The 12,838-nt window shown below is 65.6% G+C and carries 17 protein-coding genes; 13 read left to right on the top strand and 4 right to left on the bottom strand.

The window, feature by feature from the left end:
• Complete coding sequence (locus tag HWV23_RS09675) at positions 1–459, bottom strand: PaaI family thioesterase (protein ID WP_178290202.1); 459 nt, start codon at positions 457–459, stop codon at positions 1–3.
• A gap of 93 nt (positions 460–552) precedes the next feature.
• On the opposite strand from HWV23_RS09675, the gene HWV23_RS09680 reads away from it, so the two are divergent.
• The 7 genes from HWV23_RS09680 to HWV23_RS09710 all read left to right on the top strand — a co-directional run bounded on the left by HWV23_RS09680 (position 553) and on the right by HWV23_RS09710 (position 4,727).
• Positions 553–855 carry a WNWW family protein gene (locus HWV23_RS09680; protein WP_178290203.1) on the top strand — a complete coding sequence of 101 codons (303 nt, stop codon included), beginning with the start codon at positions 553–555 and terminating at the stop codon, positions 853–855.
• A 68-nt stretch (positions 856–923) separates the two neighbouring features.
• Entirely contained in the window at positions 924–1,094 is a 171-nt protein-coding gene (locus HWV23_RS09685) for a DUF5786 family protein (RefSeq protein ID WP_178290204.1), read from the top strand.
• A gap of 173 nt (positions 1,095–1,267) precedes the next feature.
• The gene (locus HWV23_RS09690; protein WP_178290205.1) at positions 1,268–1,777 is read left to right on the top strand and encodes a universal stress protein; all 510 of its coding nucleotides are present in this window, start codon (positions 1,268–1,270) and stop codon (positions 1,775–1,777) included.
• Positions 1,778–1,835: 58 nt separating this feature from the next.
• Entirely contained in the window at positions 1,836–3,083 is a 1,248-nt protein-coding gene (locus tag HWV23_RS09695) for an MBL fold metallo-hydrolase (RefSeq protein ID WP_178290206.1), read from the top strand.
• Positions 3,084–3,163: 80 nt separating this feature from the next.
• On the top strand, positions 3,164–3,730 hold the full coding sequence (locus HWV23_RS09700) for a 5' nucleotidase, NT5C type (protein WP_178290207.1): 567 nt from the start codon (positions 3,164–3,166) through the stop codon (positions 3,728–3,730).
• Between the two features lie 36 nt (positions 3,731–3,766).
• Positions 3,767–4,585 (top strand): aldo/keto reductase, encoded by an 819-nt coding sequence (locus tag HWV23_RS09705; protein ID WP_178290208.1) that lies wholly within the window; start codon positions 3,767–3,769, stop codon positions 4,583–4,585.
• Position 4,586: 1 nt separating this feature from the next.
• The gene (locus HWV23_RS09710) at positions 4,587–4,727 is read left to right on the top strand and encodes a hypothetical protein (RefSeq protein WP_178290209.1); all 141 of its coding nucleotides are present in this window, start codon (positions 4,587–4,589) and stop codon (positions 4,725–4,727) included.
• An 18-nt stretch (positions 4,728–4,745) separates the two neighbouring features.
• On the opposite strand, the gene HWV23_RS09715 is transcribed toward HWV23_RS09710, so the two are convergent.
• Positions 4,746–5,027, bottom strand: a complete 282-nt coding sequence (locus HWV23_RS09715) for a DUF6360 family protein (RefSeq protein ID WP_178290210.1) — start codon at positions 5,025–5,027, stop codon at positions 4,746–4,748.
• A gap of 123 nt (positions 5,028–5,150) precedes the next feature.
• On the opposite strand from HWV23_RS09715, the gene HWV23_RS09720 reads away from it, so the two are divergent.
• From HWV23_RS09720 to HWV23_RS09740, 5 genes are all read left to right on the top strand, one after another.
• Positions 5,151–6,329, top strand: coding sequence for an alanine racemase (locus HWV23_RS09720; RefSeq protein WP_178290211.1), 1,179 nt, complete (start codon positions 5,151–5,153; stop codon positions 6,327–6,329).
• Entirely contained in the window at positions 6,317–7,612 is a 1,296-nt protein-coding gene (locus HWV23_RS09725) for a D-arabinono-1,4-lactone oxidase (protein ID WP_178290212.1), read from the top strand. The genes HWV23_RS09720 and HWV23_RS09725 overlap by 13 nt, the downstream gene beginning before the upstream one ends.
• Positions 7,613–7,649: 37 nt before the next feature.
• Complete coding sequence (gene larE, locus HWV23_RS09730; protein ID WP_178290213.1) at positions 7,650–8,528, top strand: ATP-dependent sacrificial sulfur transferase LarE; 879 nt, start codon at positions 7,650–7,652, stop codon at positions 8,526–8,528.
• A gap of 72 nt (positions 8,529–8,600) precedes the next feature.
• Positions 8,601–9,653 carry an ATP-binding protein gene (locus HWV23_RS09735; protein ID WP_178290214.1) on the top strand — a complete coding sequence of 351 codons (1,053 nt, stop codon included), beginning with the start codon at positions 8,601–8,603 and terminating at the stop codon, positions 9,651–9,653.
• Between the two features lie 93 nt (positions 9,654–9,746).
• Positions 9,747–10,364: a class I SAM-dependent methyltransferase gene (locus HWV23_RS09740; protein WP_178290215.1), complete on the top strand. Its 618-nt coding sequence runs from the start codon at positions 9,747–9,749 to the stop codon at positions 10,362–10,364.
• A 10-nt stretch (positions 10,365–10,374) separates the two neighbouring features.
• Here HWV23_RS09740 and HWV23_RS09745 read toward each other — a convergent pair whose 3' ends face one another.
• The gene (locus tag HWV23_RS09745; protein ID WP_178290216.1) at positions 10,375–10,995 is read right to left on the bottom strand and encodes a histidine phosphatase family protein; all 621 of its coding nucleotides are present in this window, start codon (positions 10,993–10,995) and stop codon (positions 10,375–10,377) included.
• An 87-nt stretch (positions 10,996–11,082) separates the two neighbouring features.
• Between HWV23_RS09745 and HWV23_RS09750 the strand changes: the two genes are divergently transcribed.
• On the top strand, positions 11,083–11,568 hold the full coding sequence (locus HWV23_RS09750) for a hypothetical protein (RefSeq protein WP_178290217.1): 486 nt from the start codon (positions 11,083–11,085) through the stop codon (positions 11,566–11,568).
• Here the strand turns inward: HWV23_RS09750 and tatC are convergent, their stop codons facing one another.
• On the bottom strand, positions 11,569–12,342 hold the full coding sequence (tatC, locus tag HWV23_RS09755; RefSeq protein WP_178290218.1) for a twin-arginine translocase subunit TatC: 774 nt from the start codon (positions 12,340–12,342) through the stop codon (positions 11,569–11,571). It abuts the gene before it with no gap.
• Between the last annotated feature and the right edge of the window lie 496 nt (positions 12,343–12,838).

Consider the following 12,838-nt stretch of genomic DNA (forward strand, 5'->3'; position numbering starts at 1 on the left):
TTAGCTTCTGAACAGCCGATAGGCGCCCATTCCGACCGCGACCTGCTTTTCCTCGCCGTCGGGCGTTTCGCTCATCACTTCGATGTAGGAGACGCCGACGCTGCCGCCGGCCCGGACGACCTCTGCGGTCGCCGTGAGGTCGCCGGTCGCCGGACGGAGGTAGTTGACGTTGAGGTTGATAGTCGAGAGGTCGTCCTCCAGCGGGTCGGTGAGGTAGGGCCGGAGGGCGATGCCGCCGACCACGTCGATGAGCGTCGAAGCGACGCCGCCCTGTATCGTCGGCGGGTCGGTCGGGTTCGTGAGTTTGTCGTCGAAGGGGATGGTCGAGACCATCCGGCCGATGTCGAACTCCTCGACGGTGAAGTTCAGCCACGAGAGGAACTGGTGTTCGGATTCGAGATACTCCTGTAACATGGCGACGGCCTCGTCGGGCACGTCGTGCGGTTCAACGTCCGTCATGTGGAATCTTGCCACCCACGGTGGCTTGTATGCTGGGGTGGCCGCCGTTCGCCGACCCGTGCTCTCAAGTAACCGCGCACCATCGTGTGATATGTGAGCAAATCAGAATCCGGGTTCGATGCCGAGGCGCTCGCAGCGGGTCTGGAGACGTTCGGCGGTGACCCCGAAGAGCGGCGGGCGGTAGCGCGCCACGCCCGCGACCTCGCGGACAGCGGCCGCTACGAGGCCGACGCCGACGTGCCGCTGACGCCCGAGCACGTGGTCGTCCAGTTGGCCGACGCGCCGGAGGGTGGACCGGCCGAACGCTGGAACTGGTGGCTCGGCGCTCTGGAGTTCGCGTACGGAGGCTACACGGAGTTCACGCTGCGGCGCTGGAGCGCTCCTGACGAAGCCTGATACGCCGCTCAGCCCCGTCTGATGCGCATCCCGGTGTTTTTCCGTACGGGGTCTCTATTGTCGAGTGTATGGGCTTCGGTAGTTACGACGAATCCGAGCAGAAGGACCAGAACGTCGAGGCGGACGAGGACGCTGCGGTCAACGTCCACGAAAACGACCACGAGGGCGAGGTCGAATTCGAGTTCGAGGAAAGCGAGGAGTCACTGATCGACAAACTCCAGGACATGAAAGACGACTGACTGTCGTCTCGACGAGAACACTGCATTCGCGTTTGTTTTCGCAAGGCTGCGGCGGTGTCGAATAGTCGATTCTCTCAACCGGGTTGTCGACCCGCTCTCGCTCCCCCGGTACGGAATCCCAGATACTGAGATTCGATATCGACGGTTTTGGTGCCGCACGCCTACGTGTAAGCATGACTTTCATGGTCCCGTTCGACGGCAAGGAACTCGCCGAGGCCGCCCTCGTCCGGGCAAAGGAGTTCAATACCGTTCTGGACGAGCGAATCGTCGCGGTGTCGGTGATCCCGAAGGAGAACGTCGAATACGCTAGAGAGCGGGGATGGTTACAGAAAGACGAACCCTTCGACGTTAAGAGAATCGTCGCCAAACTCCACGAACAGGTGCTCGAACTGGCGCCCGAGGCCAACTTCAGACACATCGTCGTCAGTCGCTACGCGCCGACCGGAACGATAGCCTCCCAACTACGCCGCCACGCCGAACAGGAGGACGCGTCGATGGTGTTCATCGGCAGCGAAAACGCCGGCCGCGTCGTCTCGACGGTGAGCAGCGTGGGGAACAACGTGGCGAGCGACGAGGACTACGACGTGGTCATCATCCGCAACCGGACGCCGTCGAAGATCGCCAAGATACGGAACAACTCGCCGCATCGGCGACAGAAATCGGACTTCTACTTTCCCCGGTGATTCCCCCTGTGGTCCCGAACCGACGAAGGCAAACCACCCGAGCGAGTAACCACCGGTAGTGAACCTGCAGTTCCTCGGCGGTGCCGGCGAAGTCGGACGCAGCGCGATTCTCGTCAACGAGTCGCTGCTGCTCGATTTCGGCATGAAGACCGCCGACCCGCCACAGTACCCCGTCGGCGGGGTCCGCGGTGGCGGTCCCGACCCCGATGCAGTCGTCGTCAGCCACGGCCACCTCGACCACGTCGGGGCGATTCCGGCCCTGCTGTCCGGCGACGCCCGCCCGCCGATTTACTGGACGCCGCCGACCGCCGAATTGGCGCTGACGCTGGCCCGCGACACGCTCAAACTCCACGGCGGCACGCCGCGCTGTCCCTTCACCGAGGAGGACCTCCGCCGCGTCACCGAGGTTTCGGAACGCCGCGGCTACCGCGAAACCTTCGAGGCCGCCGGCCACGAGGTGACCTTCTTCAACGCCGGTCACATCCCCGGCAGCGCCCACGTCCTCGTCGACGACGGCGAGACGCGACTGCTCTATACGGGCGATTTTCATACGGAAAACCAGCGCCTCGTCTCCGGTACCGACGCCCGGCCCAACGCCGATATCGTCATCACCGAATCGACCTACGCCGACGTCGAACACGAACCCCGTGAGTCGGTCGAACAGCGGTTCGTCGAGAGCGTCAAGACGACGCTGTGGGAGGGCGGCACCGTCGTCGTCCCCGCCTTCGCTATCGGCCGGACGCAGGAACTGATGCTCGTCTGTGCGGCCCACGACATCGACTGCTACGTCGACGGGATGGGCAAGGACGTCACCCGGATGGTCCGCCAGCATCCCGAGTTCCTCCGGGACGGTGAGGCCATGCGCCGCGCCAAGTCTAATGCGCGGTTCGTAACCGGCCGCGACGGCCAGCGCAAGCGCATCGCCGACCAGCAGACGGTCGTCATCACCACCGCCGGGATGCTCTCGGGCGGCCCCGCGATGACCTATATTCCCGAAATCTATGCGAACCCGGTCAACAAGATCTGTTTTTCGGGCTATCAGGTCGAGGGCACGCCCGGCCGCCAGTTGCTGGAGACGGGTGGTACCGAAATCAACGACCGGCACCTCCGCGTCAGCGCACAGGTCGAGAGTTACGACTTCTCGGCCCACGCCGACAGCGAGGGCCTGCGCGACTTCCTGAGCGACTACGAGGACACGCCGCTTCTGGTCAACCACGGCGATTCCTGCGAGTGGTTCGCCGAACAGTTGCGCGCCGACGGCCACGAGGCGGCTGCCCCCGAGTTGGGCGAGACCGTCGAAATCTGAACCGCCGCCCCAACGTCGGTCGACGTACGATACCACGCGCCAAAGTGCGACTTAAGCCGCTCCAGCCCTAAATACCGATAATGACGAACCGTCCGCTGGCCGCCGGGTCGACGCTTCTGGTCGACCTCGACGGCGTCGTCGCCGACCAGCTCCCGCGGCTCTGTACCTACCTCAACGACGAGCTGGGCCTCGACGTCGCCCCGACCGATATCGACGACTGGAGCTACGACGTGCCGGGCGTCGACGGCCACGTCGGCACGGTCATCACCGAACTGATGACCGACCACACGGAGTGGTACTTCGGCGGCATGGACCCGACGCCGGGCGTCGCCGACGCCCTCGCGGACCTCCGCTCGGAGTACCGCGTCGAAATCGCGACCCACCGCGTCCCCGACACCCACGACGTCTCGAAGGCGTGGCTCGACGACCACGGCATCCCCTACGACGACTTCCACGAGGAGGTCCCCTCCGACAAGGGTGCGGTCCCCGGCGACGCGCTCATCGACGATTACCACCGCAACGTCGCCAACGCCCTCGATGCGGGCAAGACGGGCTTTCTGATGCGCCAGCCCTACAGCGACCCGACGGCCTGTGACGGCGCCCACGTCGTCGACTCGTGGGACGACGTGCGCAGCCTCCTGCTGTAGCCCCGACTTTTTGCACGCTCCGCCGCAAGGTGGGGTATGGACACGTTCGATATCGGCGGCGAGTTGACCGTTCGACGACTCGGCTTCGGCGCGATGCGCATCACCGGCGAGGACATCATCGGCGAACCCGACGACGTCGAGAACGCGCGCGACGTGCTGCGCGAGGCGGCCGACCGCGTGGACCTCATCGACACCGCCGACTCCTACGGTCCCGGCGTCTCCGAACGCCTTATCGGCGAGACGCTGGCGCCCTACGAGGACGTGGCCGTCGCGACGAAGGGCGGCCTGCTCCGGTCGCCGGACGGCGAGTGGTTGCCCCACGGCGCCCCCGAATACCTCCGCAACGCCCTGCTGTGTAGCCTCGACCGCCTCCGAGTGGATACCATCGACCTCTACCAGTACCACCGCCCGGACCCCGACACCGATTTCGAGGAGAGCATCACGATGCTGGCGGAACTGAAAGACGACGGCTTCATCGACCACGTCGGCGTCTCGAACGTCAGCGTCGACCAACTGGAGACGGCCCGGGACCACGTCGAGGTGGCGACCGTCCAGAACCGCTACAACGTCGGCTACCGCGATGAGGCCGCCGTGCTCGATGCCTGCGAGGAGTACGGTATCGGCTTCATCCCGTGGTATCCGCTGGCGGCCGGCGACCTCGACTCGGTCGAGGGCATCGACGAGATTGCCGACGCCCACGACGCGACCCGGCAGCAAATCGCGCTGGCGTGGTTGCTGGAGCGTTCGCCCGTGATGCTCCCGATTCCCGGCACCTCCAGCGTCGAACACTTAAAAGAGAACGTCGCCGCGGCCGATATCGACCTCACCGACGAGGACGTCGCACGGCTCACCTGACATGACGTGGCCGCCCGACGACTGTCCCGAATGCGGGAGCCCGGACCTGCGAAAGCGGTATACGGTCGGTGGCGGCTGGCGAGTCGACGCCTACGTCTGTGGCGACTGCGGCAACCGGATTCGGCGGTCGGACGGCGAGTAAATCGGCCCCGAGTATCCGTCAGTCCTGCGCCGCTTCGACCTTGTCGGCGTGGTCCTCTAGTTCGGCGGCGAGTTGGCGGGCCTCGTCGGCCGACAGCCGCACCGTGTCGGCGTGGGGCTGGAGGTTCTCCAGTTGGGTGTTGTCGAGTTCCAACTGCAGCGAGACGTGGTCGGGGTCCTCCCGTGGGCTGGTGACGTTGAGGACGGCGTAGGCCTCCTCCTCGAAGTCGTGGCCCTCGGCCTCGCCGTCGAGCAAATCGAGCGTCGTGAAGGCGTTGACCTTCATGATACGGTCGACCATATCGACCGAAAGGCGACTGGGCGGGGTAAGCGTGACGCTCGTCACTGTCGCCGCCGCTCGGCACTAAACGGGCCGTCTATCGACGCCGGAACCGTCAGGTATGCTGGCACGCATCGTGTGGGTATGCAACCCTACGGGGCTTACCGCGCGGCGTTCGCGGACCGGTCGCTCCCGACGGCGTTTCTCGACCGACGAGCCTTCGAGGCGAACGTCGAACGGACCGCCGAGCGCGCCGACGGCGTGCCCGTCCGTATCGCCTCGAAATCCGTCCGCTGTCGGGCCGTCCTCGAACGCCTCCTCGACGAACCCGACTTCGAGGGACTGATGTGCTACACCGGCGACGAGGCCGCCGATCTGGCTGCGGCGGGATTCGACGACCTGCTCGTCGCCTATCCGACCGTCGACGAAGGCGAACTCCGGCGAGTCGCTGAAACGGTCGCGGACGGCGCGCGCATCGTTCTGATGGTTGATTCGACCGAGCACGTCGAACGAATCGGGGCGGTCGCCAGCGATGTCGGTGCCGACGTCCCGCTGTGTATCGACCTCGATTTATCGACCGAACACCTCGGAATCTACTTCGGCGTCCAGCGCTCGCCGATTCGGACGCCCGAACAGGCCACGAGCGTCGCCGACGTCATCGCCGAAACCGAGGGCGTTCATCTCTCGGGACTGATGGGCTACGAGGCACAACTCGCCGGCCTGCCGGACCGCAACCCGGCGAACAACCCCGCGAAAAACGCGATTATCCGGCGCCTGAAGGAGCGTTCGAAGCCAATCGTCCGGGAGCGCCGGCAGGCCGTCGCCGAGGCGTTGGATGACGAATACGGACTGGCGTTCGTTAACGGCGGCGGAACTGGCAGCATCGAGTTCACCCGACAGGACCCATGGGTAACCGAGGTGACGGCGGGGTCGGCCTTCTATGCGCCCCGACAGTTCGACTGGTACGACGAGTTCGCCTACGAACCGGCCGCCGGCTACGCCGTCGAGGTGACGCGAGAGCCCGATTCGGGCGTCTACACCTGCCGTGGCGGCGGCTACGTCGCCTCCGGGCCCGTCGGTGAGGACAAGGCCCCGATTCCGTGGCTGCCCGAGGGTGCGACGCTCCGGGACGACGAAGGGGCGGGCGAGGTACAGACGCCGGTCCTCTACGACGGCGACCTCTCCGTCGGTGACCCGGTCGTGATGCGCCACGGGAAGGCGGGCGAACTGTGCCGGTTCTTCGAGGAACTCGCGGTCGTCGACGGCGAGGAAATCGTCGACGTGTGGCCGACCTACCGGGGGGAGGGCAAATGCTACATCTGACCGACGAGGGCGTCTGGCACAACTGGTCGAAGAGCGTGTCGGCGCGGCCGGAACACGTCCACTTCCCCGAAAGCGAGGACGCCCTCCGGACGGTCGTCACCAACGCCGAGGGCACGCTTCGGGTCGTCGGCGCGGGCCACTCCTTTCCGCCGGTGGCGAAAGCCGACGAGACGCTCGTTTCACTGGAGCGGTATACTGGTCTCGTGGACGTCGCCCCCGACGCACGGCGGGTGACGGTGCGAGCGGGCACGCCGCTGTCGGCCCTCACGAGTGCGCTGGCCGAACACGGCCTCATGCTGGAAAACATGGGCGACATCGACGACCAATCGATTGCGGGCGCGCTCTCGACGGGCACCCACGGCACCGGCACCGACTTCGGCGTCATGCCGACCCAAATCGCGGGAATGCGGCTTATAAAGGCGAACGGGGAGGTGCTCGAACTCGACGAAGCAGACGACCGCTTCCCGCACGCACAGGTCTCGCTCGGCAGTCTCGGTGTCATCAGCACTGTCACGCTGGACGTGGTCGACGACTACCGCCTCGAAGAGCGGAAGTTCCCCGCCGATATCGACGACGTGCTGGCGAATCTCGACTCCTACCGCGAGCACCGCAACTTCGAGTTCTGGTGGTTCCCGCACACCGATACGGCGCTGGTGAAGATTCTGGAGGAGACCGACGAAACGGGTTCGCCCGGCCGTCTCGACTCGGTTGAGGAGCGTCTCGAAAATCTCGCGTGGGAGGGGCTCTGCCGTGCCGGGACGCGGGTTCGGCGGGCCTCCCCGCTTTTAAGCAGGTTCACCGCGGGGACGTTCTCCGAGTCCGAACGCATCGGCCCCGCGCGCGAGGTGTACCCCACGACGCGTGCCGTCCGGTTCAACGAAACCGAATACGGCGTCGCCCGCGAGGACGCGGTGGACGCCTTCGACGAACTCCGGAGCGTCGTCGAATCTCACGACGCCATGTTTCCGGTGGAGTTCCGCGACGTGGCCGGCGATGGGATTCCGCTGTCGCCCGCTTACGACCGTGAATCGACGTTCCTCGCCGTCCACGCCTATTATAAACGCGAGTGGGAACCGCTGGTTCGGGACGCCGAAGCCGTCTTCGACCGATACGACGGGCGGCCACACTGGGGCAAACACCACACGAAGACGGCCGAGGAATTCGCGGGTTTGTATCCCGAGTGGGGCGATTTTCAGACGGTTCGGCGGGAACTCGACCCCGATGAGCTGTTCCTGAACGACCACCTTCGGGACGTGTTCGGCAAGTCGGGCGTCGAATCGTGACGCTGGGCTTTTCTACGCGCGACACGACACCTGAGACATGACATCCGTCGAGGCGAAGCGGGAGGCCGCAATCGAGGACCTGCAGGAGTTCGATAGCGTCCTCATCGCGTTTTCGGGGGGGGTCGACTCCTCGGTGGTCGCCGCGCTGGCCCACGAGGCGCTCGGCGAGGATGCCGTCGCCTGCACCGCCAAAAGCGAGACGCTGCCCGACGCCGAACTGACGGAGGCAAACCGGGTCGCCGACGAAATCGGCATCCGCTACGAGACGGTCTCCTTTTCGGAGTTGGACAGCGAGGCGTTCATCGAAAACGACGGCGAGCGCTGCTATCACTGCCGGTCGATGCGGCTGGGCCGGATGTTCGACAAGGCTCGCGAACTGGACATCGGCGTGGTCTGCGACGGGACGAACGCCTCCGACCCCGGCGAGGGCCACCGGCCCGGCCTCCGCGCGGTCGAGGAGTTGGACGCCTACTCGCCGCTTCTCGAACACGGCATCACGAAAGAGGAGGTGCGTGAAATCGCCCGCCACTACGACCTCTCGGTGGCCGACAAACCGTCGATGGCGTGTCTCTCCTCGCGGATTCCGACGGGGCTGGAAGTGACCGAGGAGAAACTCTCCCGCATCGAGAAGGCCGAAACCCTGCTCCGGACGTGGGGCTTCGAGCAGTTCCGCGTGCGCGACCACGACGGCCTCGCGCGCATCGAGGTGGGCGAGGACGAACTGGAGCGTGCGCTGGACGCCGATTTCGCGGCGGCCGTCCGTGACCACCTCACCGATATCGGCTTCGACCACGTGACGCTGGACCTGGAGGGTTATCGGACCGGGAGCGTCTCACCGGAGGACGCCGACGAGTCGACCGACGCCGAGACGGCCGACGACGTGTTGGATGCCGACTATCCGACCAGCGACGACTGATTCTGGATGGTGGCCGACACAGCACGATGAACGATTCACGCAAAATATCACCGGGCAGGCCGTAGCTACGGTATGAATCTCGCGTCGCTCCGGCGCCGGTCGTGGCTCCTCGTCGCTGGCTTCGGAGTGCTGCTGTTAGCCGCCGACGTGGGCAACTACCTGTCCGAACTGGCGGACCCATCGGTGACCGGCGGGCCGATGGCTGCCCTGTTTCTCGATAGTCTGCCCGCCCTCGGACTCGTCTACGCCGGCTACTGGCTGTCAACTTCCGACTTCGGGCCGGAGGCGCGATTACGCATCAGCGGGTGGTGCCTCGCGGGCGGGGCGATATTCGGCAGTGCTATCGGCGCGACAATCGTCGTCCGTCTCTTCGAGAACCGGCCTATCGGCGAACCGGCGTTTCCGCTGTTGGTCGCCGTCGGCGTGGGCGGGCTGGCCGGCTTCGCCGCCGGATACTACAACGCTCGGGCGCGAGCGGAGGCGGCACAGGCCCAGTCGATGAACGACGCGTTCGCGTTCGTCAACGACCTCATCAGACACGACCTGCGGAACGACCTGACGGTCATCAGCGGCTATGCCGACCTGCTGGAGGGCGAGAACGCCGAGATTATCTCCAAGAAATCCGAGGAAGCCCTCACCCGCATCGAAGTCTCGAAGGCAATCGCGGAGACGCTCACGACCAAACGGGACGAGGAGACCGTCGACCTGGCCGGTATCACCGCCGAGGTGGCCGAGAAAATCGACGACACCTACGACCTGACGGTGACGACCGACCTGCCCGACCACGCGCGAGTCGAGGCCAACATCGGCGTCCGGTCGGTCATCGACAACCTGCTGGAAAACGCCGCCGAGCACAACACCGCGGCGGACCCGCGGGCACACGTCACGATAGACTGCGCCGACGACACCGTCCGCCTCGCCGTTCGCGATAACGGGTCGGGAGTCCCCGAGGAACAGACCGAGGGCCTCTTCGAAGCACCGACATCGGGGCCACGGGGCGGCCTCGCGCTTGCGAAGACTCTCATCGAACGCTACGGCGGCCGCATTCGCTACGAGGGCGGCGATTCCCGAGGGTCGAACTTCATCGTCGAACTCCCACGAGCGGACCCCGTCCCGTCGAGATAGCACCTCTCGGCCGCCGGCGGCGGAGGGATTCGGTCGGCCACGCGATACCCCGCGCTTCCCATAGCCTTTGCCCGTGGGACTCCTGGTATCGATATGGACCCCTCCGACAATCACCAGAACTGGGCCGACCGCTCCGGGGAGTTCTCACCGGAGTATTACGCCCGCCTCGGCCCCAACGAGGTCAGCGAGACCCTCGCCGAGGTGTTCGCCCACTACGTCGAGGAGGACGCCGCCGTCCTCGAACTCGGCTGTAGTTCCGGCCGCCACCTCGCGCATCTCCGCTCGCAGGGCTACGAGAACCTCACCGGCATCGACCTCAACGACGAGTCCTTCGACGTCATGGCCGACCACTACCCGGAACTCGCCGAGACGGGCACGTTCTATACGGGCGCAATCGAGGATATCCTGCCCGATTTCGACGATGACGCCTTCGACGTCGTCTATTCGGTCGAGACCCTCCAGCACGTCCATCCCGACAACGAGTGGGTCTTCGAGGAGGTCATCCGCGTCACCGAGGACCTGCTAATCACGGCCGAAAACGAGGGCAACAGCCCGAACCGCGGCCGCGGCGACACCGACGTGAGTTACGTCAACGACGATTTCCCGCTGTATCACCGCAACTGGAAGGACGTCTTCTCGGAGTACGGCCTCGCGCAACTGCTCAAAGAACCCGGCAAACGCGACACGGTGCGCGTCTTCCGGCTGCTGTGAGCCGCCGGCGCTATTCCAGCCAGACCCGCTCGTTTTCCCGGACCACGCGCAACTCGCCGTCCTCGGCGACGAGTTCGTTGACGCCGCAGTTGTCCTGATGGTGCTGTTTCAGCCCCTCGTGGAGCGGCAGCCCCTTCGCGTAGCCGAGCATGACGTGCAGCGGGCCGCCGTGGGTGACCAGAAGGACGGTCTCGCCCGCGTGGTCGGCGACGACCTGGTCGAGTCGCTCGGTGACGCGGTCGGCCAAATCGCGGAGCGATTCGCCGCCCTCGGGGACCGCCATCGCGGCCTCGTAGGCGGCGTCCCCAAGCGAGAATTTCGGGAAGCGCTCCTGTACCTCGTGGTATTCGAAGCCCTGATAGACGCCGATATCCCGTTCGCGCCAGTGTGGCTCGTAGGTAACGTCGAAGTCGGCGTCGAACGCGTCCAGAACCAACTCGGCGGTCTCCTCGGTGCGGTCGAGGTCCGACGCGTAGACGGTGTCGATATCGTACTGGTCGGCGAGCCACTGGCCCGCCCCTTCGGCCTGCTCGCGCCCGGTTTCGTTGAGTTTGGTCGGCGCCCAGCCCTGCATCCGACCGTTGCGGTTCCAGTCCGTCTCGCCGTGGCGGACGGCGACGACACGTGTCATTGGCTGGCCGTACTCCACGGGGGGCAATGAGCCTTCGGCCACCGTTTCCGGCAGTAGTTCTATACCCCCGAGCGGTGTGGCTCGCGTATGGCGACCGAGTCGTCCGTCGACCCGACCGAACGCCTCCTGTGGTCGCTGCTGGCGGGCGTCTGTTTCGCGGCCTCGGCGTCGATGTTCGTCGTTCCCTTCATGGGTGCCGAGAAGATGTGGCCCAACCCGCTGTCGAACAGCGACGGCGCGATGGGCGCCGCGGCACTGCTCGCCGCGTTTCTCGTCGGCGGTGCGTGCTGGTTCTATATCGAGGGGAACGCGGAACGGCGCTACGTCAGGGCCGGCGTCGTCGCTGGCGTCGTCACCGGGACGGTCGCCCATCCGGTGATGTGGTTCCTCTGGGGGCTGCTGAACGGGTCGCTCTATATGGCCGTCCTGTTCCTCGTCCCGCTGTTTTGGCTGCTCGGGCTGCTGTTCTTCGGGATAATCACCGTCCCGCTCGCGGTCGGTGCGGGCGTGGTCGTGGGCCTGCTTCGGGTCGGTTCAAAACGATACGGGCAACGCGGGCAAGACGCGGCGTGACTACCGCTTGACCCACCGTAACGTGAGCAGCGTCGCCTCGAAGAGGCCGATCATCGTCGCGGCGACGATGATGGGTGCCATCCCGGTCGGGTCGGGGCTGAACAGGAACGCGATGCCGAGGAACGCGCCCCAGAAGTAGAGGCGCTTGTCGGCCAGCCACCGGCGGGTCGTCAACCCCATCATGATGGCGAGCATGATGAACAGCGGAATCTGGAACACCGCCGCGAACAGCCCCATCATGAGGACGATGAGGTCGAACGTCTGGCTCAGACCGAAGGCGATAGTCGCCGCGTCCTGCGAGTAGGTGAGGAAGTACGTGAAAATCGCGGGCAGCACGAGGAAGTACGCGAAGAGGACGCCGACGCCAGCCAAGACGAGGCTGGCCGGCACGGAAGCGAGGTAATACCGCCGTTCGTGCTCGTAGAGACCGGGCCGCATGAACAGGTAGGTCTGGTAGACGAACACCGGCAGCGCGACGATGAAGCCGCCCAGCGTGGCGACTTTCAACCGCGCGAGGATGAGCCCAAGCGGGTGGTACACGCGGGGGCGGGCGATGTCGCCGCCCGGAAGCACCGAGTACCACAGGAAGTTGATGATGAACTCCGCGAAGGGAAAGACGATACCGGAGATGATGGCCATGACGACGATGACGATGCCGAGCCGGTAGACCATCTCCTCGATGTGGTCCGCGAGCGGCATTTCCTCGTCGCTGGCGGGGCCGTCGCCGACGACTCCTTCGTCGACGTTGTGGCTCCCCTCCGGCGTCTCTGCCATGTGTTCCGGTCGGCCCCCGGTGTTTGTAAGCCTTCTCCTAGTCACTTGTAGCCCACTTTTTGCACGCTCCGCCGGTCTGGCGCGCTACGGCGCCAGACCCGGCTCCGCGGCAAAAACGTGGGGAAAATATGCGCGACTCGTTCCCGTCGCGCGCCTGACGGCGCGCGGTGGTCACTCGTCGCTACGGCGCCTCACTACGTTCGGCGCCGCGAACCGCCTCGGGGGTGACCTTCGGACACCCCCTCGGCGGATGCCACCTCTGATCTCTCGTTGAGTCTGTTTTAGTTCTGTTCTACCCCGAACCTTCGAGTTACACCCGATTCGAGCCGGACACAGTAACAACGTAGTGAGCATCCGCCGAGCGGGGCGTTTGAAAAACGCCCCCGAGGCGGTTCCCCGGACAAGGGCGCCGAAGGCGCCCGCAGTCCGGTAGCGCCGACCGACTAACGCGGCCCGCAGGGCCGCGGCTGGAGGGAGGCGCGCATATTTTCCCCAG

The organism is Natronomonas halophila (genome assembly GCF_013391085.1).
GTDB classification, from domain to species: Archaea; Halobacteriota; Halobacteria; order Halobacteriales; family Haloarculaceae; genus Natronomonas; species Natronomonas halophila.

What these genes read in the sequence shown, in the direction of transcription:
- HWV23_RS09750 (WP_178290217.1), top strand. Translation starts at nt 11,083, where the DNA reads ATGGCGACCGAGTCGTCCGTCGACCCGACCGAACGCCTCCTGTGGTCG.
- HWV23_RS09700 (WP_178290207.1), top strand. Translation starts at nt 3,164, where the DNA reads ATGACGAACCGTCCGCTGGCCGCCGGGTCGACGCTTCTGGTCGACCTC.
- HWV23_RS09745 (WP_178290216.1), bottom strand. Translation starts at nt 10,995, where the DNA reads ATGACACGTGTCGTCGCCGTCCGCCACGGCGAGACGGACTGGAACCGC.
- HWV23_RS09735 (WP_178290214.1), top strand. Translation starts at nt 8,601, where the DNA reads ATGAATCTCGCGTCGCTCCGGCGCCGGTCGTGGCTCCTCGTCGCTGGC.
- HWV23_RS09675 (WP_178290202.1), bottom strand. Translation starts at nt 459, where the DNA reads ATGACGGACGTTGAACCGCACGACGTGCCCGACGAGGCCGTCGCCATG.
- larE (WP_178290213.1), top strand. Translation starts at nt 7,650, where the DNA reads ATGACATCCGTCGAGGCGAAGCGGGAGGCCGCAATCGAGGACCTGCAG.
- HWV23_RS09720 (WP_178290211.1), top strand. Translation starts at nt 5,151, where the DNA reads ATGCAACCCTACGGGGCTTACCGCGCGGCGTTCGCGGACCGGTCGCTC.
- HWV23_RS09705 (WP_178290208.1), top strand. Translation starts at nt 3,767, where the DNA reads ATGGACACGTTCGATATCGGCGGCGAGTTGACCGTTCGACGACTCGGC.
- HWV23_RS09685 (WP_178290204.1), top strand. Translation starts at nt 924, where the DNA reads ATGGGCTTCGGTAGTTACGACGAATCCGAGCAGAAGGACCAGAACGTC.
- HWV23_RS09740 (WP_178290215.1), top strand. Translation starts at nt 9,747, where the DNA reads ATGGACCCCTCCGACAATCACCAGAACTGGGCCGACCGCTCCGGGGAG.
- HWV23_RS09690 (WP_178290205.1), top strand. Translation starts at nt 1,268, where the DNA reads ATGACTTTCATGGTCCCGTTCGACGGCAAGGAACTCGCCGAGGCCGCC.
- HWV23_RS09725 (WP_178290212.1), top strand. Translation starts at nt 6,317, where the DNA reads ATGCTACATCTGACCGACGAGGGCGTCTGGCACAACTGGTCGAAGAGC.
- HWV23_RS09710 (WP_178290209.1), top strand. Translation starts at nt 4,587, where the DNA reads ATGACGTGGCCGCCCGACGACTGTCCCGAATGCGGGAGCCCGGACCTG.
- tatC (WP_178290218.1), bottom strand. Translation starts at nt 12,342, where the DNA reads ATGGCAGAGACGCCGGAGGGGAGCCACAACGTCGACGAAGGAGTCGTC.
- HWV23_RS09715 (WP_178290210.1), bottom strand. Translation starts at nt 5,027, where the DNA reads ATGGTCGACCGTATCATGAAGGTCAACGCCTTCACGACGCTCGATTTG.